We start from the raw sequence: 21,829 nt of genomic DNA on the forward strand, positions 1-21,829 counted from the left end.
TCCCCTCCTAAAACTGTGACAATATTCGTTATAATGTTCATAGGATGTTCACACCTTACAACTAAAGTAATGAGTTGCGTCACAGAAGGGGGTACCCCTGTATGGGCAAAGCCAGGAAGCCAATCCAAATCGTGATACTATTTCTAATCGTTCTGCTTGGGGGTTATGCTATCAGCTCCTCTGTGTTCGGGGGAGACGGCAAGCCGGAGGAAGGCGGGAAAGCGCCTAATTTTGAATTGCTTGGGCTGGACGGTGCGACCCATACGCTGGAGGAATTCAGAGGAAAGTCGGTTGTCCTGAACTTCTGGGGCTCCTGGTGCGCACCATGCGTGAAGGAAATGCCCGCGCTCCAGTCACAGTGGGAGAAATGGAAGGACCAGGGTGTTGTAGTCCTGGGTGTGAATGTGGGCGAGGATCAGATGACGGTGGACAATTTCGTGAAGCTCGTGGATATTGATTTTCCGGTTGTGATGGATAAGGGACGCGATGCGGTCCGCAGCTACGGGGTCTCCCCGCTGCCCACCACCTTCTTCATTAATACGAAGGGCAGGGTGGACAGCATTCATATTGGCCAGCTGGATCTGAGTTCGCTTGACGAGCAAATCGGGAAGCTGGTGGGACCATGAGTAAGCGAGAGCCGCTGATCAGCAACACCAAATGTGAATGCGGTCACCAGAATCCGGTAGGCACGGTTCTCTGTGAAGCCTGCGGCAAGCCGCTGGATGAGAAGGAAGAGAACGCCTCGGGGAACCTGGAGATGCGCTACGATGGGGTGGCCCGCCGTTCACAGCGGGTAAGTCCGGGAGTGATCGATAAGGTCTGGAACTTTTTTTCCTCAGTCAAAATAGCCATTTACCTGATTGTGCTGACGCTGCTGGGTGCGATGCTCGGTACGATTTTTCCGCAAGAAAGCACCTTTCTGAATATTGACGCTTCAACCTATTATGAACAAACGTATGGAACAGCCGGGAATATATATTATAGACTCGGCCTTTCGCATACCTATGAATCCTGGTGGTTCGTGACGCTGCTGGTCATGATCGGAGCTTCTCTGGTCATCTGCAGCCTGGACCGCGTGCTTCCGCTCTACAAGGCGTTAACCCGTCAGAAGATCCGTAAGCACCGCCAGTTCCTTACCCGTCAAAAGCTCACGCTGATTACAGAGGTGGAGGGTGAGCCGGAGGAATGGGTGGCACGGATCGTTCAGCCGCTTAAGAAGAAAGGGTACCGCGTGCGGACGGAGGGAGGCGCATTACTGGCCGAAAAACACCGTTTCAGCCGCTGGGGACCTTATGTAATACATATTGGCCTGATTATATTTTTGCTTGCTGTGCTTGCGAGGGGACTTCCGGGTCTGAATATGGATCAGCATCTTGCCTTCCCGCAGGGAGAGGCAGTACGGATACCGGACACCAGCATGTACCTGAAGAATGAGAAGTTCACAGTAGAATTCTATAGTGAAGAAGAGATGCCCGAGGAATTCCGGGGCAAGAAGGTCCTCCCTAAGCTCTACGAGACCAAGGCGGTTCTATATGAATGTACAGCGGACTGCAGCGATCCCTCCAAGGAGCCTCAGCTTGCGGAAGTTGCCCGGCATGACATTCAGGTGAATTCTCCGCTGAGCTACCAAGGAATGAAAGCGTATCAGTTTGACTATGATCTTACGCCTGTTCTGCGTTCCGTGCAGCCTGATCTCGTCAATGCTTCAACCGGTGAGAGCTACGGCAAGTTCAGACTGGATATGAAGAATCCGCAGCGCAGCTTCAAGGCGGGACCCTACACCCTTGAGCTAAAGGAGAAGTATATGGATTTCGGATTGAATGAGGAAGGCCGTCCGGTCTCTACCTCCCCTTATCCGAACGCTCCGGCGTTTCTCTTCCTGATCCGTGGTCCGGATCTGCCGGCAGAGGGGCAGCAATATTTCTATTTCCCGAAGCAGGTGGACAAGGAGCGCTTCCAGCAGTCTGCGATCAACGACAAGCTTGGAGGCGGCACACGGTTTCTGGAGCTTGAGGTGGGCAGTATGACGGATGTGGATTTCTCGGAATCCACCACCTATCTCAATGTCCGTGTAGACCGGGCAATGCCGTTTGTCTGGATTGGTGCGGGTATTGTCATGCTGGGGCTGATTCTCGGCTTCTATTGGCAGCACAGACGCATCTGGCTGATCGTTGAGGGCGGACAGCTGGTGCTTGGAGGCCATACGAACAAGAACTGGTTCGGCTTCCGCCGTGAGCTCGTTTCTATTCTGGAGCAGATAGACATGACAGTCGATGACAAATCATTGGACAACGGAGGAGGCATGGCATGAGCTTGCTCGATTTCAGCAGTGACGTCTTTATAGCCGCATTTCTTTTATACAGCGGTGCCTTCATGTTGTTCACCATTGCCATTATGGGCCGCAAATGGTCGGGCAGGAAGCCGGAGGAGCATACGGCACGGTGGGGGCGGATTGCTTTTATCACCTCTTCACTCGGGCTGATCTGCCATCTGGCCTACTTCGTTACCCGCTGGATGGGGGCCGGTCATATTCCGGTCAGCAATATGTATGAGTTCATGACCTTCCTATCGATGATGGTGATGGTTGCCTTTACGGTGATCTTTGCCATCTACCGCAAGATAATTCTCGGGGTATTCGCGGTCCCAATCTCCATTGTTGTGATGGCCTATGCAGCTGTATTTCCGCAGGAAGTGCAGCCGCTCATTCCTTCGCTCAAATCAATCTATCTGAATATTCATGTCACGCTTGCTGCGCTCGGGGAGTCCTTCTTCGCCGTAGGCTTTGCCGCCGGACTGATGTATCTGCTGCGGACAGTGAAGTTTGACAGCAAGGAACGCAGTGACCGCAAGCAGCAGCGGCTGGTCGAATTTACTCTGTTCTCGATCATTGTTATAATTGGGTTTCTTGGATCTGTATTTGCCTTCCGCGGCGCGGGCTATGAATCTGTTTTTGTCCGTTCGAACGTTACGATTGACAGCCCCGGGCAGGAAGATAGTACAATAGAGAAAGTGAGTTATAAAATGCCGCCGATTGTGGCACCTTACCATAGCGAAATTGAGAGCTTCCAGCCGTTTCTTGGGCTTCAGAAGCCTTTGTTTCAAGCACCTTCCTGGATGAATGGTGTCAATGCAGGGCGCAAGTTCAACACTGTGATCTGGTCACTGCTGTCCGGACTGCTGCTGTATGGCATTCTTCGGCTGGCCGTACGTAAGCCGCTTGGGAAGGCTCTTCATCCGGTGCTTGATGGAATCGATGAGAATGACCTGGATGAGATTACCTACAGGGCAATCGCCATCGGGTTCCCGATTTTCACACTGGGGGCTTTGATTTTTGCAATGATATGGGCTGAGGTGGCTTGGGGCAGATTCTGGGGATGGGACCCCAAGGAAGTCTGGGCACTCGTCACCTGGCTGTTCTACAGTGCGTATCTCCATTTGCGGCTGGCCCGCGGATGGCAGGGACGCAAATCCGCTTGGCTCGCTGTACTCGGCTTTCTAATCGTAATGTTTACCCTGGTCGGTGTTAACCTGGTTATCGCCGGACTTCATTCATATGCGGGAACGGACTGATAAGCTCAGGCTTCTTTCGGGCATGCGTATGATCCAGGGTGACGTTCTACTGTAATTGATGAAGGGGTTGTTGTGTAAATGGCTGAGCACTTGAATAGAATTCTGGTAGTGGATGACGAAGAACGCATCCGCCGCCTGCTCAAAATGTATCTTGAAAAAGAAGGCTATGAGATTGATGAGGCGGAGGACGGGGAAATCGCCCTGCGCAAAGCAACCGCCAATGACTACGGTCTGATTCTGCTGGATGTGATGCTGCCCGGTATTGACGGGATTGAAGTGCTGACCCGGCTCAGAGGCGTGAAATCCACACCGGTCCTGATGCTTACTGCTAAGGGCGAGGAGATCAACCGGGTTCAGGGCTTTGAGATGGGAGCAGACGATTATGTCGTCAAGCCGTTCAGTCCGCGTGAGGTGATCTACCGGGTGAAGGCGATCATGCGCCGTTCTTCCGCAACAGCATTTTTGTCCAAAGAGAGTAATTCAAGCAACAATATCGTGTTCCCGTTCCTTATTATTGAGCATGATGCACACCGCGTAAGCGCAGGGGGCCAAGAGGTAAGTCTGACGCCCAAGGAATACGAGCTGCTGCATTATCTGGCCATCTCACCGGACAAGGTATTCTCGCGTGAGGAGCTGCTGAAGGATGTATGGAATTACGAATTCTTCGGAGATCTCCGCACCGTGGATACCCATGTCAAGCGTCTGCGTGAAAAACTGAATAAGGTATCCCCGGAATCGGCAGCGATGATTACAACGGTATGGGGAGTAGGCTATAAGCTTGAGGTGCCTAAATAAGTGAACTTCTGGAGAAGCCTTGTCGGTAAGCTGTGGATCACGATCATCTTTCTGGTTGCTGTCGTGCTCATTACACTCGGGCTGTTCCTGCTGCCTTACATCGACAGTAATTTCACCAACTCCGGGGCAATCAAGCGCTTGTTCATGTATACGTGCATGATCGGGTTCTCTTTGACCACCTTCTTTGCCCTGTTCCTGTTCACGAAGATCACTCAGCCGATGCAGCAGGTTATTGAAGCAGCGAATGACATCCGCCGCGGCGAATATGGAACAAGACTGACCCTGGTTACGAGCGATGAGATCGGCCAGCTCGCGACATCGTTTAACCACATGGCGGAAGAGCTGGAAGAGAATATACGCAGTCTGAATAATGAAAAAGGGCATTTATCCAGTGTCCTGCGCAGCATGAGCGATGCGGTGATCACCTTCGATATCGAAGGCCGGATCATCCTCACCAATCCGCATGGCCAGACCCTCCTCGAAACGTGGAGTGATCTTACCTGGGAGGAGGAAGAGGAAAACGGACCTGTTCCGAAGGCCTCTGCTTCCAGCGAGGTCCCGCCGCCGCTGCGTCCACTATTCCTCAGCACCCTTGAGAACGGTGGCGATCAGCGCTCCAATGTACATGTCCGGCAGGGGGTATGGTCGGTGCACATGGCACCGCTCTATTCGGAAGATCATCTGCGCGGAGCCGTTGCTGTTCTTCGTGATGTGACGGAAGAGGTGCGGCTGGAGAAGATGCGGCGGGATTTCGTGGCGAATGTATCCCATGAGATCCGCACCCCGCTCTCGATGATGCAGGGCTATAGTGAAGCGCTGCTGGACGGAATGGCCTCCTCACCGGAGGAGAGCAGTGAGCTGGTTCAGGTCATTCATGATGAATCCTTGCGTATGGGCCGTCTGGTGAAGGATCTGCTGGACCTGGCGCGTATGGAAGCAGGACATACGGATATGCTTAAGGCTCAGGTTGATGTGGGAGAATTGCTGGAGCGGGTATACCGCAAATTCTCCGTCAGAGCCAAGGAGCGGGATATTATGCTTGAACTGAAGCGCCCGGAGCAGGAGCTGCTGCTGGGAGCTGCCGATGAAGACAAGCTGGAGCAGGTGCTAACCAATCTGCTGGATAATGCCTTCCGCCATACTCCGGCTGACCGGAGAATCTCCATTCTGGCAGGCACAGTAGTGCTGGAAGGCAGAAGTCTGGTGGAGATCGCGATCAGAGATCAAGGGGCCGGAATCAATCCTGAGGATCTGCCGTTTATCTTCGAACGCTTCTACAAAGCCGACAAGGCCCGCCTGCGGGGAGAATCGGGCGGTACGGGGCTGGGGCTGGCAATCGTGAAGAATATCGTCGAATCGCATCACGGCAGTATTTATGCCACCAGCAAGCTGGGAGAAGGCACCACGTTTACCCTGCGGCTTCCTGTCGAAAAACAGTAAACCAAGACCATGCATGACAGCGCCTCTGAGAGCAGAGGTGCTTTTTGTTGAAATCACCACATTAATATTGTTCATCGTGAAACATATATTTCAAGCTAAGGCTTGCAGGAGGCTGGGCATTATGATTTTATCCTTGGACCAAGGTACTACCAGCTCACGGGCAATTCTCTTCGATGCAGAGGCGGAAGTGATCTCGCAGGGACAATATGAGATCAAGCAATCCTTTCCCCGCCCGGGCTGGGTTGAGCATGACCCGGAGCAGATCTGGGAGAGTCAGCTTGCCGCAGCCAGAGATGCCATTGCAGCAAGCTCTGAACCGGCTGATCACATAACAGCTATCGGCATTACCAACCAGCGGGAGACGGCTCTCATTTGGGATAAAATTACAGGTGAGCCGATCTACCCGGCAATTGTCTGGCAGGACCGGCGGACAGCAGATCAATGTGAGGAGCTGAAGTCACGCGGGATGGCCGGAGTCATTGCGGATAAGACAGGGCTGGTCATTGACGCGTATTTCTCGGCGACTAAGCTGGCGTGGATTCTGGATCATGTACCGGGAGCAAGGGAGCGTGCTGGCAAAGGAGAGCTCCTGGCAGGGACGATAGATACCTGGCTGATCTGGAAGCTGACCGGAGGCGCCGTACACGCTACAGACGTTACCAACGCTTCAAGAACGATGATGTATAACCTGCATGAGCGTCAGTGGGATGAAGAGCTGATGGACACGCTGCGCATTCCGCCGTCCATTCTGCCGGAGGTGAGGATGTCGGGCGGAGATTTCGGTGTCTGTGACCAGCAGTGGTTCGGTCTGGAGATTCCTATCCGGTCGGTGCTGGGGGATCAGCAGGCGGCACTCTTTGGCCATACCTGCCTGGAAGCCGGCAGTGCCAAGAATACCTATGGAACCGGCTGCTTCATCCTCATGAATACAGGCACTGAAGCTGTGGCCTCCAGCCACGGCCTGTTGACCACGGTAGCCTGGGGTATGGGCGATGATCTCTATTATGCGCTGGAGGGCAGTGTGTTTGTCGCTGGAGCGGCTGTGCAGTGGCTGCAAGAGGGGCTGGGGTTGATTGTTGCGCCTGCTGACTCGGAAGAGAAGGCCAGTGAAGTGGAGGAGAGTGAAGGGGTTGTGGTGGTACCGGCCTTTACCGGACTGGGTGCGCCTTACTGGGATATGTATGCGCGTGGCGCCATATTCGGCTTGACGCGAGGCACCACCTCTGCCCATCTGGTAAGGGCGACGCTGGAATCCCTGGCCTTCCAGTCCCGTGATGTCATCGATGCCATGCAAAAGGACGCCGGCATGCCGCTCACCGGCCTGAGAGTGGACGGTGGTGCGGTGCGCAACAATCTGCTCATGCAGTTCCAGGCCGATATTCTGGGCAGCGAGGTGACACGTACAACCTATGCGGAGACTACAGCGCTTGGCGCTGCGCTGCTCGCCGGGCTCACCTCCGGGGTATGGACCCGTGAGCAGCTGGAGAGCTTCAACACCGCTGAGAAGGTCTTCTCGCCGCAGATGGAGCCGGAAGAGCGGGAACGCAGATACGGCGCCTGGCAGGACGCTGTGTCGCGTACGATGGGCTGGGAGAAGCATGAGGGCAACCACGAAGGCAGACTTTAGAGACAAGAACAGAAACGGCCCGCAAGCAGTAACTCTGCTGCGGGCCGTTTTTTACTCAAAGATTAGTACTCCATTACAAATGCGACATTCTGCCATCCGGCGCCAACGGTCCAGAACAGGACCTTGTCTCCACGTTCAAGCTGCCCGGTAGTGACGGCTTTGTGAAGGGCAATGAACGGGCTGCTGGTCGAGGTATAGCCGAACTCATCGCCTATGTAGACTGCGGCCTCAGGGTTAATACCGGTTTTGCCGGAAACAGCCTGGATGTTCGGAAGAGACAGCTGAGAGAAGCAGGCGGCCTTAACCGATTCAGGGGCTATCCCGTTGTTGCTAAGCAGAGTGTTAATCGATTCAGAAGCGGCATCCACACAGATGGAATCATCGAACGGAATGAACTTCACATTGAACTCTCCTGCAGCAACACCGGTGCGTCCAAGCTTAGCCAGACCTTCTGCCGGGAACAAAGAGTTGCCGTACACGCAGGTGTCAGTCTGGTAGATCGAGTCAATGAAGCCGACCGAATGCTCATCGCGCTCCAGAATGACCGCAGCAGCGGCATCACCAAAGTTCGCGTAATACACGGGATCATTCTTGTCCGCATGCGGCGCCACGTAATCGGAGCCGATGACCAGGGCGCGGCGAATTCTCGGGTTCGCCATCATCTGGCGGCTGACCTGCTCAACCGAGGCAGTCATTCCGGCACAGTTGGCATTGCTGTCAATACAGATGGTATGCGAAGCCCCGTTAATCAGGCGGTGGATCATCAATGAGTTCGTAGGAAATATATATTCAGGGGTCTGGCTTGCATAAGCGATCAGGTCAATGTCAGGGCCGGTAAGACCGGTCTTCTCCAGAACATTACTTGCGGCTTCAAAAGCCATTGTCAGGGAGTTCTCATCCGGGCTGTCGATGCTGTAGCGGTTTTCACGGCCCAGAGTGGCCAACAGTCCGCGGATATCAATACCTTTGTCATCAAAATGCTGAATGAAAAACTCATTGCCGATTCTTTTGTCCGGATGGTAGATATCAATGTCCTTAATGCGAATCCCTGCCATAGTACAGACCTCCTAAAGTTTTGTTAGCTATGCCTCTCACGAATGTGCTTCTTACAAAACTCTCTCCAGCATTAGCAGCCGTTACAATGAATGAATAGGTGCGTTTCACGCGGCTGATTTTAGTTTAAATTGTATTTATTAAGCTTGTACGGTTGAAGTGATTTCCAGGTTCTCAAGTCCGGCTTTGCGTCCCAGGCGTGCCAGCTGCATTTTGAGGATCGGGTTATTTTCCAGGGTCAGACTCACCTTCTGGAAGCCGTCAGCCTTGAACATGATGAAGCAGCCTTCAAGCAGCGGTACAACATCAGGAGCCGTTACATTCAGCTTGCGGCAGTCGATTTCTAATGCATATTCAGCAGGGCTGATCGGGTTAATGGTCTGCTGGTAAGCCTGTATAGATTTGAGTCCGTCCTCGTTAGAAAAGGTTCCCTCCAGCTCAATATTGATTACTTTCTTCGCAGTGTCTGTCTTCAGAATAAATTGTCCCATGTTGATCTCTCCCTAAGTGTAATTTGTAATACCTCCAAACCATCATTCCAGCGACTCCATTCGACAAAATCGCATTTGATTTGGGATATTTTGCCTTCATTATAACCAGATCATGTTGAAATGTGCAATCAAAAGTCGAAAATTGTAGATTTATGAAGATTTTTCTTTAATCTCTTCCAGGGTATCCAGCAGCACATTAAAGGCCGAAATCACCCGGGGGGCACCAACGCAAGGAGTGAGATGCAGCAGCACCCCCTTAATCTGATCGACGGTCATGCCAACGCGAAGTGCCATTACATAATGAACCCCTAGCTGCTCATATTGCCCCATCGTAATCAGAGACGAGATCACCGCGATCTCCTTCCAGTCAGAGCCAATCGTGGTCCGCTGAAAAATATCACCATAGGCATTGCCCATAATATACTCGGCTAATTCCGGAAAATGCTCTTTAATCGGAGCCAGGGCTTTGGCCCCGTAATCTCCTGAGAGATCAGTGAAATGTTCGAGTCCGCTGTTCTTGTTCATGCTTTTGGCCTCCTGATAGTAGGTTAGAAAAAGTAAGCGAATGCGGCTTCTTACGTAAGATCCAGCGTGCGGTGAGCCGTAGGAGGCATCTCATCACGGTCAGTCAGCAGCTCAATGACAGAGGTCTTGTTAAGTGCGATAGCCTCGCGGATTGCGGCGGCGAACTCCTCCTGCGTCTCACAGCGGAAGCCGGCTGCACCCAGCGATTCGGCGAATTTCACAGCATCCATCGGAACCTCGAAGATCGTACCGTCAATCCGGCCGGTCGTTTTCTCCATGCCCTTGAGCGCCATATCCAGCTGCATATTGTTCACCACGATGAAAATCACCGGAATATCCTTGCAAACGGCCGTGTTTATTTCAGCTCCTAGCATCATAAAACAGCCGTCACCGGTTATACAGAAGACGGTCTCCCCGGGAGAGGCTGCCTTGGCGCCGATGGCCATGCCAATTGAATTGCCCATGCAGGCAAAGTAGGCATCGAATATGAAGCTGCCGGGCCTGCGGACATTGAACCATTTCACCGCATTGAAGCCATGGCTGCCATCATCTACGAACACGCTGCTGTTGTAGGGGATTAGTTCGCTCATCGTGCTCATTACCGAAGCCAGAGATAGTCCCGCCAGCACGGGCAGCTCGTCATTGTAATCATTGGAGATAGTAATTTCATGCTTGGTGACTGTTGAGGGGTCCAGCTTCTGAAGATACAGCGCCAGGTTGTCCCTTAAGTCTCCGCCGACAGCGATGGTGGACGAGGTGAGGATTTTGCCGACAAAGGTTGGATCTACGTCGAACTGAATCAGCTGCTGCGGATGATTCTCCGGCTTCAGGTTGCAGATGGTCATGTCGCTGAGACGGGAGCCCAGAACAATGAACAGGTCGCTGTTGTTCAGCAATTCATCGCCGTGCGACGAGCCTCCAACACCGACAGGACCGTGATAGAGAGGGTGATCATAAGCTATGGCGCCTTTGCCGCCTGGAGAGGTGACTACAGGAATGTTGAAGGTTTCGGCCAACTGCACCAGTTCCTGATGCGCCCCGGAGCGGTTAACGCCTTTACCGGCAATGATCAGAGGGCGGGCGGATTGATTAATCGCCGAGATGACCCGGTCATAGTTCTGATAACTGACCAGTCCCTCGCGCTGCGGCAGAACAATCCGGCATTCCGCGAGCCGCTCTGTCTGCACCTCAAACGGAATGCAGAGATGGACCGGACCTTTCCGGTCACCGAGGGCGATGGATAGGGCATGGTTGAAAATCGTGCTGAAGTGATCGCCGCGTTCTACGAGCTTGCTGAAGAGGGTGGCCGGCCGGAACATATCCGCCAAATCAGCCAGATAGGAAGTGGAATCCTGACATTGGGGAATGCCCAGCTCCTTGATGGACTGATGGCCGGTGATGAAGAGGACGGGAAGATTATTGGCCTTGGCATGCGCTGCTGCGGTGAGCAGATTCGTTCCGCCCGGACCGGAGGTGCCGAAGGCTACCCCGAGGCTGCCGGTCTTTAGAGCGTAACCGCCGGCGGCGAAGCCGGAGCTGGATTCGTGCCGGCCGGGGATGAACTCTATGCCATAGTCGACCATTTTCAAAGCGATGGGGCAAATAGACTTGCCTATGATACCAAAAGAATGAGTGACTCCCAGATTGCGTAAAGCTTCCGCCATATAATCTGCAACTGTCTTCAGAACATCCACCCCGCATGTTGTTATTTGTATAAGTCAGCAATAGAAAACCTGTACTCAACATTGGAGCACAGGTCTGTTGCACGAATCACCATAATCAAACGCGAAACCTAAGGCGTTCACAGTTTTTCAGCAACCTGGCTGTCATGATCCCACTTCAGAAATGAGACTGTAGATCCATGGCTTTGCGTCATTCCCTTTCGGTGAATTTTGCCGGTATGCGGTTATAAATCAATCTGTGGAGAATTTTCCTTTACAATATATTCCTTGCTGCTCTTTTGTCAATAACCCCTGCGAGAAGAAACTCGGAATTTGCCGAATATTCAGGAATAAAAAGGGCTGAATATTTGGAATTTCAAACTTTTGAAAATGGTTGTCCCTGGAAGACTAAAGTCTTAAAATGCAAATGAGAATTCTGGGCTATTATTATTAATAGTAAGTACAAAGACTTATTGTAATCCTGAGTTACTGCAAAATGTTAAGAATTCACTAGATATACAGCACTTAAAGATTCGATGATAGGACTTAAGTAATGGACAGGTGAGATGTTGGCTTATAGACAAGCTAAGACAATAGAACGACTATAGTAAAGAAGTGCAAAGCATGCTTTTTACCCTTATGCACAATTTCAACAATTTGTGAATATTACATAACAATCTTAGTTTGGCCAGAGAAAAAGAGACACCACCCGCAGAAAATCCCGCAGGCGTGTCTCTTTGTACCGAAGCTAGAATTTGAAAATATGAATCGTTTTTTGCAGATTAAAGACGGCGGAGGTCATCTTCTCTGTCTCTTCAGCCACGGATTGCAGCGCGTGAATCTGTTCGTTCATTGCGGCAGATACCTCTTCGGTCCCTGCGGCGGTCTCCTGGGTGATGGCTGAGATATTCTCGATCGCGCCGGAGATCTTGAGCGCGCTCTCCAGCATAAGGTCACTCTCTGCGGAGAAGGAAGCGATCTGTTCGGTTATGTATTGGACACTATGCACAATTTGAGCAAAGATGTTAGCCGTTTCCGTTATCATTTCATTCTGTACCTGAACGACCTCTTCGTTAATGGCGATATTATCGATGGCCTGCTTGATATCCGCTTCAATGCTGCGGACCAGTCCGAACACCTCTTTGGTGGAAGCGGTGGATTCCTCGGCCAGCTTGCGGACCTCCTGGGCAACAACTGCGAACCCGCGGCCATGCTCACCTGCACGGGCAGCTTCAATGGAAGCATTGAGCGACAGCAGATTGGTCTGTTCGGCAATTTCGGTAATTGTCTTGGTTATCATCGTAATGCCGCGTGCGTTCTGTGATAGGGCTTCGATCGTATCCGCCACCTTTTGGGTAGCCTGGATGTTCTTACGCATGCCTTCGGCTTGGGTATCCACGGATTGCCGTCCCTGTTCAACCAATTCCAGCGTATGTACAGATCTTCTATTCATTTCTTTAGTGGAGTTCGTATAATTGGAGACTTTGATTTCGATATCCTTGATCGATTCGGTCATATCAGCGATATCCACCGAGATTTCGTTAGCACCCAGAGCCAGCTCATTGGAGGAGGAGGCCACCTGAGCCATTACAAATTTCAGGTTCTGATTCTTGTCTTCAATCCCGCGGCTGGCGTCCATAACCTGACGGGTAATCTGTGAGGCATCGGTGAGGATTTTTTTGAGCTTGTCAATCATGGTGTTGAACGAGCGGCTAATGTCACCCATCGAGCCATTCTCGTCGGCACGGCTGGTGAAGTCGCCTTTGGCAATCGTGTGCGTCACATTGGAGATATCCTCAAATGAAGATGTAAGCGTTCTCTCAATGAAGCGCGCAAGCGGGTAAGTCAGCGCTGCCAGGACGGCGACAAGAATAATGCCGATGAGCAGCCTGTCCATCAGTATTAGTGTGATTAAGACAGGGACAGCGAATAAAGCGGCAACCAGGTAACATCCGGTGACGATTTTTTGTTTCAATGGAAGCTTGTTCATCCAGTCCATAATGTAGAGTCCCCCTATAAATAATAATGTGTATTGTAATATTATAGGGGATACTAGTGCATTTGGTCTATTATTAAAAATCGTATAATGCTGCCGCTTCACGCAGAGCTGAAGCAACCGTATCCGCAAGCTCAGGCGGTGCCGTTACCTTGATGCCCTGACCCAGGGACAGGATGATCCGGCTCGCAGACTCCGGCGTGTTGAACTCGGCCTCGGCCCTAATCCAGCCTGGGGCCTCAGAAGGCTCCTGGTGCATCAGGGTGACGTAACGCTCCTTCTGCAGCTCTTTCATTGTGCGGTCCCTGACAAGCAGGCTGGCGGGGTACCGGGGCAAGGCAGACTTGAACGCAGCGGTGGAGGTCTCCCAGTACTCAGACAGGACGAAATCCTCCGGCCGCTCAAAGGACTCCTCTGTGACTTTGGCCTCAGTGATTCTGGAGACCCGGTATGTCCTCAGCTCACTGTCATGTCCGGCGGCCAAATACCAGACGCCGCGCTTGACTACAAGCCCCAGCGGTGCAACCAGCCGCTCGGCAGCGTCCTCCCCGCGCAGATAGGTGATGATCACCTTGCGGTTCTCCCATAAGGCTCCCTGCAAAGCGGGCAGGCAGGGATAGGTCTCCCCGGAGGGATGCCACCCGGCTCCGTCGATGTGAATCCGCTGGCTGAGGAAGCTGAAGGGGGTGAGGGGCTGCCTGGTAGCAGCGGCCTGCAGCTTGCGGGATGCTGAGGAGAACTCCTCCTGAATGCCCAGCGCGTTCAGAATCGCCGGATCGGCGGGCACCAGCAGCGCGGCAATCTCCTTGGTGTTCATTCCGCTCAGGGAATTCCGGTAGCCTTCAGCCAGCTTCCAGCCGCCTTCTCGGCCGCGCTCCGCCAGCACGGGGATGCCGGAGAAGCTGAGTGCCTCCATATCCCGGAAGACTGTACGCTCTGATACCTCCAGCGTTTGTGCCAGCTCCTTGGAGCTGATTTTCCCGCGGCTCTGTAAAAGTTGAACAATAGTGATCAGGCGATCCGCTCTCATTCTGCTGCCTCCCTAAATGTATTATTTATATATGTCAGTGGTTGTCATGTATAAGGTATATATTAGACAAGAGTACGGATTAGCGCAAATGATCTTCTAATCCGGGCATGATAGACGAAAGGGAGCGGATCAAATGACAAATCTGCAAGGGAAAGTGGCATTGGTAACAGGAGGGAGCAGGGGGGCAGGCAGAGGCATTGCGCTGGAGCTGGCGAAGGCAGGCGCCTATGTATACATTACGGGCAGGAATGCCGGTATGCCGCAGGAGGCACAAGCAAGAACGCTTGAAGGGGTGCTGGCTGATATCCGCCGTTCAGGCGGGGATGGAGCGGTGATCCGATGTGATCATACCAATGACAGTGAGACAGAAGCTGTGATCCGGCAGATTAACGCAGAACAGGGCAGACTGGATATTCTGGTCAATAACGTCTGGGGAGGGAATAGTCTCTCTATCGAAAATGAGCCGTTCTGGGAGCAGCCGGTGCAGCATTGGGATCATATGTTCACTGCCGGGGTCCGGGCGCAGCTGATGACTAATTATTATGCCATACCACTGATGCGCAGGGAAGGAACGGGGGCGGCGAAATTAATCGTTCATACGACCTTCTGGGATGAGTATAAATACACCGGAAACTTCTACTATGATCTGTCCAAAAATGCGCTGGTGCGCATGGCCTACGGATTATCTCTGGAAGTGGCTGCGGACGGCATCGCGGTGATTCCTGTCTCTCCCGGCTGGATGCGGACTGAGCTGGTCCTGGACAGCTTCGGCACAGATGAAGAGCACTGGCAGGAGGAGGAAGGACTAAGGGAGACCGAATCAACAGCCTATATCGGACGGGCAGTTGCAGCGCTTGCTGCCGATCCTGAAGTGATATCCATGACGGGTGTTCCACAGAAGGTAGGGGACCTGGCACGGAAATACGGCTTTACGGACACCGACGGCCGGCAGGTGCCTGCCTACCGGATTTTATAGAAATATAAGAATTACGCAAAAAACACTCTTTGGAAGTGCGCAGCCCTGGGGCCTGCACTCCCGAAGAGTGTTTTACTTTGGAAAAATAAGAATTAGAGCAGAATAATCTCCTCAGCGGTGTTGATCTCCGGCAGTCCGGCCAGCTTCACCAGGACCTCCTTCGGCACACCCTTATCCACAGTCAGGAGCATAATGGCGGCTCCGCCGACGATGGTACGGCCAACCTGCATGGATGCGATATTGACGCCGTTCTCGCCAAGCAGGGTGCCGACGAGTCCGATGATACCCGGCTTATCGTTATGCGAGATGACCAGCTGATGGCCTTCCGGAGCAATATCGACAGGGAACTTGTTGACCTTAACGATACGTTCGCCGTAGCCCTGCAGCAGGGTACCGGCAACCAGACGCTCTTCATCATGCTCAGCCTTGAGTGTTACCGTGATGAGGTTGGTGAAGCCTTTGGTTTTGGAAGCCTTGGTCACCACAACGTTCACATCACGGGTCTTGGCCAGATGCATCGAGTTGACGATGTTCACATCTCCGGCGAAGTGGCGGGTGAGTACACCCTTAACCACATAGCGGGTAAGCGGCTGGGTATCCACATCCGAGAGATCACCGGCATACTCCACATGGATCTCGCGGATCGCTCCATCGGTAATCTGTGTCGCAAAGCTGCCCAGTTTCTCGCCGAGGGTGAAGTACGGCTGCAGCTTGTTCATCACACTAGGTGCAACCGGCGGAATGTTCACCGCGTTGATGAACGGTTCGTTGCGCAGGATATGGAGGACCTGCTCCGATACATCGATCGCCACGTTCTCCTGGGCTTCAATCGTCGAGGCACCCAGATGGGGAGTCACGATAATCTTCGGATGCGTAAGGAACGGGTGGTCTGCTTCAGGCGGCTCCTTCTCGAAGACGTCGAATGCAGCGCCGGCTACAATGCCGCTGTCGATCGCTTCTACGAGCGCCATTTCATCGATGACACCGCCGCGTGCACAGTTGACGATACGCATGCCTTTTTTCATGACTTCGAATTGCGGACGGGAGATCATGTGGCGGGTCTCAGGGGTAAGCGGTGTGTGAACAGTGATGAAGTCTGCACCGCGTACAATGTCGTCTACCGAAGCAAGCTTCACTTCCATCTTCTCTGCACGGTCAGCCGTCAGGAACGGGTCATAGGCCAGGATACTCATGCCGAAGGCTTTGGCGCGCTTGGCCACCTCGCTGCCAATCCGGCCCATGCCGAGCACGCCCAGTGTCTTGCCGCGCAGCTCTACGCCGAGGAAGGTCTTTCTGTCCCATACGCCGGAAATGGTCTTCGCATAGGCCTGAGGAATATGACGGGCCAAGGCCATCATCATGGCAAAAGCATGTTCACAGGTCGTAATGGTGTTGCCGTCCGGAGCGTTGATAACGACTACACCGCGCTGCGTGGCGGACTCCAGCTTGATGTTGTCCACGCCCACTCCGGCCCGGCCGATAACCTTGAGATTAGTACCGGCTGCGATAATTTTGTCCGTTACAGTAGTCTGGCTGCGAACGAGTAAGCCGTCATATTCGCCAATGATTGCAACTAGCTCATCTTCACTTAGTCCTGTTTTCTTGTCTACAGTCACATCGCTTGCGTCCATCAATTGCTGAATGCCCAAATCGCTGATCGGGTCCGATACTAATACTTTAAACATGGTCTCTTGTCCTCCTTCAAATGGGAAAGCTTATTGTATATGCCAAGGATTACCGGTTAAGGAAATCCGCAGTACCAGAACTTACAAGAGCATAATGAACACCTTGACACCGGGGTAACGCGCTGTCGCACAAAAGAAACAGCATGCAGAGCTACCAGATTCATAGGAATATGGCAATAAAAAAACTCCCAACCCCATACTACTGCCGTAGTAAGGGACGAGAGTTGTCGTGGTACCACCCTAATTCACTGCGACGGTTAAGAAGCAGCCTCATTGGCCTGCAAAGGCCACACTGGTAACGGAGTGATCCGATTGTATCTACTCATGTGTTCAATACAATATCTCAGGAGCGCTAAAGATTAATGTCCGTCACCGGTTCTCACCACCCACCGGCTCTCTGAAGACTGCAAGTAATCTTTGTTCCATCATCGGTTTTGCTTGATTAATTTGTCATAATGTAACATGGTGATGCCAAGTGTGTCAATAGGATTCTTCTGCGCGGGTCCGCCTTGAAGTGGACCGTAATTTTCGTTATGATGCAATAACTGGTCCTACTCGTAGAAGAAGGGGAGCTGCGGCATGATTTCCTTGCCGTAATATTGTTCCCGCCACTTGATGAAGTCCTGCTCCTGCACCGCTCCGGTGGAGGTAAGCAGAGTGACGGAAGACTGAATATTATTCAGCTTCAGCGAGCTGGCGGTCCCAGAGTAGATCATATCATCAATCTTGGCAGTGATATCCTGCGGATCATATCCGGCATAGATGCCGCGGTTCAGCATCATATCGGCAATGGAAGCGTTCTTGAGCAAGAACGGCATTTTTTTCCACTGAATGAAAGATATTGTCTTGAGCTCTCCGGACTGCTGCGGAATGGACGAATTAGTCTTAGACCCCCATTTCAGCATAGAATCATAGAAGTTCTTCTGGGCCAGCAGCCCGAATCTCACGGCACTGGTTGTGAAGTTGTCGCTTCTCAGCAATTTGGCGGCTTCGGCGCCGGAAGCACCCGCAGTCACCTTGCCGGAGGCTTGGGAGAAGAGTGTGAGACTTTTAAGAATATTGAGCTGAGATTCATAGAGCATCGGTGAATTAGTGAAGAGTGAATCCTGGGTAACCTTAGCATACTGCTTGTCGGCCAGAATACTCAGATTCTTCAGCGTTGCCGCGTTCTGGCGTGCATCCGTGCTGCGGGCAAGATCACCCACCTGTTCGTTCCAATTGCGCTTGAATTCCCGGTAGGGCAGAAATACGTTATGATAAAAGGTGACAAGATCCTGCTGCTGGTAGGAGCCTGAGAATTCCTGGGCGCTTGGACGGTCCTTCAGCTGTGAATACTTGGCCTCTGTCTTGTCGGCTCCAACCTTGACTCCCGTGAAAAATGAAGCGAATGCGGATATTAAAAAAAACAAAAAACCTAGTGTGTACATCATTTGAGTGCGGGAGGTACGGCTGTTCATGATTAGGTGCTCCTTCGTATAGGTAAATTAACTTATGTAAAAACATTTATAGAACAGGCAGGTTATAATGAAAAAATTCAAATTGGGTGACATCAAAATTAAAAAGGCCGATCCACAGCAGTTAACAGACAAGCTGTTACTCATTAATCTGTACATTACTCAGGGCCTTACCTTATTTATCGGTTTGATATGGATATTATTGCAGAAAAGAAATCCTATTCACATATTAAATTTTCCGGATAGTGTACATTTCGTGTACTGGGGACTTGGCCTGGCGGTTATTATGCTCGCTGTGGACTTCCTGCTGACCCATATTGTTCCTGAAGACAGCATGGATGACGGGGGGATCAACGAGCTGCTGTTCGGCAAACGGCCGCTGTGGCATATTGTGGTCATTTCGGCGGTAGTTGCAGTGTGTGAGGAGCTGCTCTTCCGCGGAGCGATCCAGCATTCCCTTGGGCCGTACTGGACAAGTATACTGTTTGCCGTTATTCATGTCCGTTATCTGCGGCACTGGATTCCAACAGGCTGGGTCTTCCTCAGCAGCTATGGTCTTGGGCTTATTTACATCCATTCGGGCAGTCTGTGGGCACCTATATTGTGCCATTTCCTTATAGATTTGTTCTCCGGTATGGTTATTCGTTACAGGAGGGTATCATGACAGAACAATTAAGCCGGGTAAGGTCCCGCCAGAAACAGCAGAAGAGAGAACAACAGGCTCCGGCCGGAGCAGGCAAACGTCAGCCGGCTTCCGGGGCAGAAGAAGAGCGTGCGGGAAATCCGGTACCGGTGGCAGGGACCCTGTCCAGAAAGGAACGCTTATCCGGGCGCAGGGCTGCCGGGAGGCCGGAGCGTGAAGCGGCACAGCAGGAAGGGGAGCAGACTCCGTCACGTGCGGAGAGCTATCCGTCAGAACGAATCCGGTTCAGCAAAATGTTCATCAATTCGCTGATAGTTGTATTTCTGATGCTGCTGGGCTTCCTGCTGTGGTGGGGAATTAACGGAGCACCGGATCTGGATAGCCTATGGAGTTGACTAGGGTGCTCCTGATTCTGCTTGGTGTGTGTCTTGGGGGAGCAGGGGGGATGGGTCTCCTGATGGTTGCTGCTGCCTTCAAGAAACGGCTGAATCATCAGGATATTGTACTGGAGCGGCTTCCTGCCGTGTTCGACGGCTACCGGATATTGCTCATAACGGATATTCACCGCCGCCGTCTGCCGGAGCCAATGCTGACCCCGCTGCGGGGGAAGGTGGACGCTGTCTTTCTGGGCGGTGATATGACGGAGAAGGGCGCTTCCATAGAACGTCTGCTGGAGAATATGATACTGGCCGCCTCCATTGCGCCTGTGTATGCCGTTCACGGCAATCATGATTACCGGGCAAATATCATGCTGGTGGATAATATCATCCGGGGAAGCGGAGTCAGGCTGCTGGTGGATGAGAACTGCATCATTGAGCGGGACGGTGAGCAGTTTATTCTGACCGGGGTGGATTTTCCGAGGCAGGGCGGCAAAAAGGCCTACGGGCCTCTGCCCGCCCTGCCTGATGCGAATGCAGAAGCACTCCGGATCATCCTCGTGCATGATCCGCTCTGGCTGTCCCGGCAGCAGGAGGTTCCGGCTGATCTGATTCTGGCCGGGCATACCCATGGAGGCCAGGTTGTGCTGCCCTTGATCGGGAACCGGCATACCGATGAGTTCTACCGCCAGTATAATGCGGGGATGTATGAGATCCCACGGAGCTATAATATGGCTCTCCCGCCGCTGAAGATGCTGATCAGCCGGGGGTTCGGCACCGCGCACCTGCCGCTGCGCTGGCGCAGTCCGGCTGAGATGCATGTGCTGACTCTGCGCTGTGGAGGGCAAGGCAACGGTTATTAGGAAATTATGTGATCGATACTTAACACGATATAAAAAACGGCTGCCCACATTTGCGGGACAACCGTTTTTTTTTTGAAGAATTCAGAGCTTAGCGCATTTTCAGCTCAATGCTGCGCGGGTCTACAAAGCTGTAGCCCTTGCTCTCAAGCGTAGTGAGCAGAGTGTCAAGCGCCTCTACCGTCCAAGGCAGCTCATGCATCAGGATATTGCTCCCGGCGTGCAGCTGACCGGTGACATTGCTGACTAGCTTGCCGGTCTTATCCGCATCCTTGGCCTTCATCTCCCAGTCCAGGGAGCCATTGGACCAGGTCATATAGAGCATGCCGTTTGCAGCAGCGATTTTTTTGCCTACGTCACCGCCGGCACCGTGCGGCGGACGGAAGAAGTGAGGGGTCTCACCAGTAATTTCCTTAACGATCTTCTGAACATCTTCAATCTGCTTCTTCACTTCGGCTTCCGGCTTGTCCTTCAGCACAATGTGATCCCAGCTATGATTGCCGAGCACGCCGCCCCGTTTGTGGATCAGCTCCAGCAGCTCGGGATGCTCCTTCACCCGGTAGCCGTTGACGAAGAAGATCGCCTTGGCCTTGTGCTTGTCCAGTGTATCCATCAGCGGATTGATTAATTCAGCTTCCTTCGGCCCGTCGTCGAAGGTCAGCAGGACTACCTTCTTGTTCGTTGCCGGATCATTCGGGACAATATCATAATTCTTGTTCATATGGTACAGCAGCGGCACCTGCGCATCGCTTACTGACGCAGGCGTGGCCTCCGGTAAGGCAGTTGCCTCTGGTGCAGCTGATGCTGTTGCCTCAGGTGTAGAAGAAGCGGCTGTCTCCGCCGTCGCTGTCGCTGCCGCAGGCTGCGGCGTCTTCTCCGCTGCCTGACTGCCTGTGTTTCCGCTGTTGCTGCAAGCTGACAGCAGACAAGCCGCCAGGAGCAGCGTAATTGTTGCTTTACCCACTTTTTTCATCTCGCTTTCTTGTTGTTTGGCTGTATGAGCGGCTACCTTTCCGCGAACACTAAGCATGATTTTACCATACAAGGAGGTTAGAGATATGAATACTTCGTCATTTCTGTGCGGGGTGCTGATTGGTGCAGCCGCCAGTATGATTATGTCCAAAAAACGCAGCGCCATGATGTCTGCCTTACTGCACTCGAACGGTTCTTCCTACAATGCGGGTGACAAGGCCAAGGACAAAATTATGGGGATGGCCATGACCGGCTTCGGCAGCACGGCAGCCGGCAGCAGCCATGAACACTCAGACTCTCATGTATCAGGCGGCGACCATAAAGAGGACTCCCCGTTAAAGTCCAAAGAATCAAATCTGAACATGCTGAAGGATTTCATCCGCACAAATCCTGATGTGAAGCATGAAGTCGAGCAGATTCTCAAAGATACTCATACCGCCATACCGGGTTTGTAACCGGATTTAACCGCTGCAGAATCATTTTGGCGATGCCGGCATCGCTGAAGTGATTCTTTTTTAATATGGCTTTACATATAATGGGCAGCAAATTGGGCTGAATCTATATTTATTTACGTGCATTTGTAGCTTCAAAATGATAACATACGTATATAGTAACCATTTTTGGCTCATTACTCGGGACTCATCATACATTAATATTAAATGAGCTTGCAAAAG

The 21,829-nt window shown here is 52.4% G+C and carries 20 protein-coding genes, 1 riboswitch and 1 other annotated feature; of the genes, 11 read left to right on the top strand and 9 right to left on the bottom strand.

Annotation, left to right across the window (positions count from 1 at the left end; translation table 11 throughout):
• Positions 1-101 precede the first annotated feature (101 nt).
• The 6 genes from resA (at position 102) to glpK (ending at position 7,432) form a co-directional block, all read left to right on the top strand.
• Positions 102-626, top strand: a complete 525-nt coding sequence (resA, locus tag NSU18_RS31265) for a thiol-disulfide oxidoreductase ResA (protein ID WP_341018265.1) — start codon at positions 102-104, stop codon at positions 624-626.
• Positions 623-2,311 carry a cytochrome c biogenesis protein ResB gene (resB, locus tag NSU18_RS31270; protein WP_341018267.1) on the top strand — a complete coding sequence of 563 codons (1,689 nt, stop codon included), beginning with the start codon at positions 623-625 and terminating at the stop codon, positions 2,309-2,311. Before resA ends, resB begins: the two co-directional genes overlap by 4 nt.
• Entirely contained in the window at positions 2,308-3,570 is a 1,263-nt protein-coding gene (gene ccsA, locus NSU18_RS31275) for a cytochrome c biogenesis protein CcsA (RefSeq protein WP_341018268.1), read from the top strand. Before resB ends, ccsA begins: the two co-directional genes overlap by 4 nt.
• A 78-nt stretch (positions 3,571-3,648) precedes the next feature.
• A complete protein-coding gene (locus NSU18_RS31280; RefSeq protein ID WP_036727360.1) occupies positions 3,649-4,365 on the top strand; it encodes a response regulator transcription factor in 717 nt (238 codons plus the stop codon).
• Complete coding sequence (locus NSU18_RS31285; RefSeq protein ID WP_341018269.1) at positions 4,366-5,805, top strand: ATP-binding protein; 1,440 nt, start codon at positions 4,366-4,368, stop codon at positions 5,803-5,805.
• 121 nt (positions 5,806-5,926) lie between these two features.
• Positions 5,927-7,432: a glycerol kinase GlpK gene (gene glpK, locus NSU18_RS31290; protein WP_341150914.1), complete on the top strand. Its 1,506-nt coding sequence runs from the start codon at positions 5,927-5,929 to the stop codon at positions 7,430-7,432.
• Positions 7,433-7,494: 62 nt separating this feature from the next.
• On the opposite strand, the gene NSU18_RS31295 is transcribed toward glpK, so the two are convergent.
• The 6 genes from NSU18_RS31295 to NSU18_RS31320 all read right to left on the bottom strand — a co-directional run bounded on the left by NSU18_RS31295 (position 7,495) and on the right by NSU18_RS31320 (position 14,188).
• The gene (locus NSU18_RS31295) at positions 7,495-8,487 is read right to left on the bottom strand and encodes a 3-oxoacyl-[acyl-carrier-protein] synthase III C-terminal domain-containing protein (protein WP_341018273.1); all 993 of its coding nucleotides are present in this window, start codon (positions 8,485-8,487) and stop codon (positions 7,495-7,497) included.
• A gap of 138 nt (positions 8,488-8,625) precedes the next feature.
• The gene (locus NSU18_RS31300; RefSeq protein WP_036727352.1) at positions 8,626-8,976 is read right to left on the bottom strand and encodes a hypothetical protein; all 351 of its coding nucleotides are present in this window, start codon (positions 8,974-8,976) and stop codon (positions 8,626-8,628) included.
• Between the two features lie 150 nt (positions 8,977-9,126).
• Positions 9,127-9,501, bottom strand: a complete 375-nt coding sequence (locus NSU18_RS31305) for a carboxymuconolactone decarboxylase family protein (protein ID WP_341018274.1) — start codon at positions 9,499-9,501, stop codon at positions 9,127-9,129.
• A gap of 50 nt (positions 9,502-9,551) precedes the next feature.
• Positions 9,552-11,195, bottom strand: coding sequence for a thiamine pyrophosphate-binding protein (locus NSU18_RS31310; RefSeq protein WP_341150915.1), 1,644 nt, complete (start codon positions 11,193-11,195; stop codon positions 9,552-9,554).
• Positions 11,196-11,311: 116 nt separating this feature from the next.
• Positions 11,312-11,408: riboswitch (cyclic di-GMP riboswitch) on the bottom strand.
• Between the two features lie 502 nt (positions 11,409-11,910).
• On the bottom strand, positions 11,911-13,161 hold the full coding sequence (locus NSU18_RS31315; RefSeq protein ID WP_341018276.1) for a methyl-accepting chemotaxis protein: 1,251 nt from the start codon (positions 13,159-13,161) through the stop codon (positions 11,911-11,913).
• A gap of 73 nt (positions 13,162-13,234) precedes the next feature.
• A complete protein-coding gene (locus NSU18_RS31320) occupies positions 13,235-14,188 on the bottom strand; it encodes a helix-turn-helix transcriptional regulator (RefSeq protein ID WP_341018278.1) in 954 nt (317 codons plus the stop codon).
• A 133-nt stretch (positions 14,189-14,321) separates the two neighbouring features.
• Here NSU18_RS31320 and NSU18_RS31325 point away from each other — a divergent pair, with 133 nt between their 5' ends.
• Positions 14,322-15,164 (top strand): SDR family NAD(P)-dependent oxidoreductase, encoded by an 843-nt coding sequence (locus NSU18_RS31325; protein ID WP_341150916.1) that lies wholly within the window; start codon positions 14,322-14,324, stop codon positions 15,162-15,164.
• Between the two features lie 92 nt (positions 15,165-15,256).
• Here NSU18_RS31325 and serA read toward each other — a convergent pair whose 3' ends face one another.
• The gene (gene serA / locus NSU18_RS31330; protein ID WP_341018281.1) at positions 15,257-16,849 is read right to left on the bottom strand and encodes a phosphoglycerate dehydrogenase; all 1,593 of its coding nucleotides are present in this window, start codon (positions 16,847-16,849) and stop codon (positions 15,257-15,259) included.
• Positions 16,850-17,059: 210 nt separating this feature from the next.
• Positions 17,060-17,287, bottom strand: a binding site (T-box leader).
• A gap of 113 nt (positions 17,288-17,400) precedes the next feature.
• On the bottom strand, positions 17,401-18,306 hold the full coding sequence (locus NSU18_RS31335) for a hypothetical protein (RefSeq protein WP_341018284.1): 906 nt from the start codon (positions 18,304-18,306) through the stop codon (positions 17,401-17,403).
• 67 nt (positions 18,307-18,373) lie between these two features.
• Here NSU18_RS31335 and NSU18_RS31340 point away from each other — a divergent pair, with 67 nt between their 5' ends.
• The 3 genes from NSU18_RS31340 to NSU18_RS31350 are packed head-to-tail and all read left to right on the top strand — an operon-like array spanning position 18,374 to position 20,186.
• A complete protein-coding gene (locus NSU18_RS31340) occupies positions 18,374-18,967 on the top strand; it encodes a CPBP family intramembrane glutamic endopeptidase (protein ID WP_036698166.1) in 594 nt (197 codons plus the stop codon).
• Positions 18,964-19,341, top strand: a complete 378-nt coding sequence (locus NSU18_RS31345; RefSeq protein ID WP_341018286.1) for a hypothetical protein — start codon at positions 18,964-18,966, stop codon at positions 19,339-19,341. Before NSU18_RS31340 ends, NSU18_RS31345 begins: the two co-directional genes overlap by 4 nt.
• Positions 19,332-20,186 (top strand): metallophosphoesterase, encoded by an 855-nt coding sequence (locus NSU18_RS31350; RefSeq protein WP_341018288.1) that lies wholly within the window; start codon positions 19,332-19,334, stop codon positions 20,184-20,186. The genes NSU18_RS31345 and NSU18_RS31350 overlap by 10 nt, the downstream gene beginning before the upstream one ends.
• A gap of 88 nt (positions 20,187-20,274) precedes the next feature.
• Here NSU18_RS31350 and NSU18_RS31355 read toward each other — a convergent pair whose 3' ends face one another.
• The gene (locus NSU18_RS31355; protein ID WP_445321882.1) at positions 20,275-21,147 is read right to left on the bottom strand and encodes a polysaccharide deacetylase family protein; all 873 of its coding nucleotides are present in this window, start codon (positions 21,145-21,147) and stop codon (positions 20,275-20,277) included.
• Between the two features lie 94 nt (positions 21,148-21,241).
• Between NSU18_RS31355 and NSU18_RS31360 the strand changes: the two genes are divergently transcribed.
• Complete coding sequence (locus tag NSU18_RS31360) at positions 21,242-21,610, top strand: hypothetical protein (RefSeq protein ID WP_341018291.1); 369 nt, start codon at positions 21,242-21,244, stop codon at positions 21,608-21,610.
• The last annotated feature ends 219 nt before the right edge of the window (positions 21,611-21,829 follow it).

Origin of the sequence: Paenibacillus sp. FSL H8-0048 (assembly GCF_038002825.1) — a bacterium.
Taxonomy (GTDB): domain Bacteria; phylum Bacillota; class Bacilli; order Paenibacillales; family Paenibacillaceae; genus Paenibacillus_AQ.

Excerpts from the sequence above, each read along its gene's own strand:
- resA (WP_341018265.1), top strand. The coding sequence starts at position 102 with ATGGGCAAAGCCAGGAAGCCAATCCAAATCGTGATACTATTTCTAATC.
- resB (WP_341018267.1), top strand. The coding sequence starts at position 623 with ATGAGTAAGCGAGAGCCGCTGATCAGCAACACCAAATGTGAATGCGGT.
- ccsA (WP_341018268.1), top strand. The coding sequence starts at position 2,308 with ATGAGCTTGCTCGATTTCAGCAGTGACGTCTTTATAGCCGCATTTCTT.
- NSU18_RS31280 (WP_036727360.1), top strand. The coding sequence starts at position 3,649 with ATGGCTGAGCACTTGAATAGAATTCTGGTAGTGGATGACGAAGAACGC.
- glpK (WP_341150914.1), top strand. The coding sequence starts at position 5,927 with ATGATTTTATCCTTGGACCAAGGTACTACCAGCTCACGGGCAATTCTC.
- NSU18_RS31295 (WP_341018273.1), bottom strand. The coding sequence starts at position 8,487 with ATGGCAGGGATTCGCATTAAGGACATTGATATCTACCATCCGGACAAA.
- NSU18_RS31300 (WP_036727352.1), bottom strand. The coding sequence starts at position 8,976 with ATGGGACAATTTATTCTGAAGACAGACACTGCGAAGAAAGTAATCAAT.
- NSU18_RS31305 (WP_341018274.1), bottom strand. The coding sequence starts at position 9,501 with ATGAACAAGAACAGCGGACTCGAACATTTCACTGATCTCTCAGGAGAT.
- NSU18_RS31315 (WP_341018276.1), bottom strand. The coding sequence starts at position 13,161 with ATGGACTGGATGAACAAGCTTCCATTGAAACAAAAAATCGTCACCGGA.
- NSU18_RS31320 (WP_341018278.1), bottom strand. The coding sequence starts at position 14,188 with ATGAGAGCGGATCGCCTGATCACTATTGTTCAACTTTTACAGAGCCGC.
- NSU18_RS31325 (WP_341150916.1), top strand. The coding sequence starts at position 14,322 with ATGACAAATCTGCAAGGGAAAGTGGCATTGGTAACAGGAGGGAGCAGG.
- serA (WP_341018281.1), bottom strand. The coding sequence starts at position 16,849 with ATGTTTAAAGTATTAGTATCGGACCCGATCAGCGATTTGGGCATTCAG.
- NSU18_RS31335 (WP_341018284.1), bottom strand. The coding sequence starts at position 18,306 with ATGAACAGCCGTACCTCCCGCACTCAAATGATGTACACACTAGGTTTT.
- NSU18_RS31340 (WP_036698166.1), top strand. The coding sequence starts at position 18,374 with ATGAAAAAATTCAAATTGGGTGACATCAAAATTAAAAAGGCCGATCCA.
- NSU18_RS31345 (WP_341018286.1), top strand. The coding sequence starts at position 18,964 with ATGACAGAACAATTAAGCCGGGTAAGGTCCCGCCAGAAACAGCAGAAG.
- NSU18_RS31350 (WP_341018288.1), top strand. The coding sequence starts at position 19,332 with ATGGAGTTGACTAGGGTGCTCCTGATTCTGCTTGGTGTGTGTCTTGGG.
- NSU18_RS31360 (WP_341018291.1), top strand. The coding sequence starts at position 21,242 with ATGAATACTTCGTCATTTCTGTGCGGGGTGCTGATTGGTGCAGCCGCC.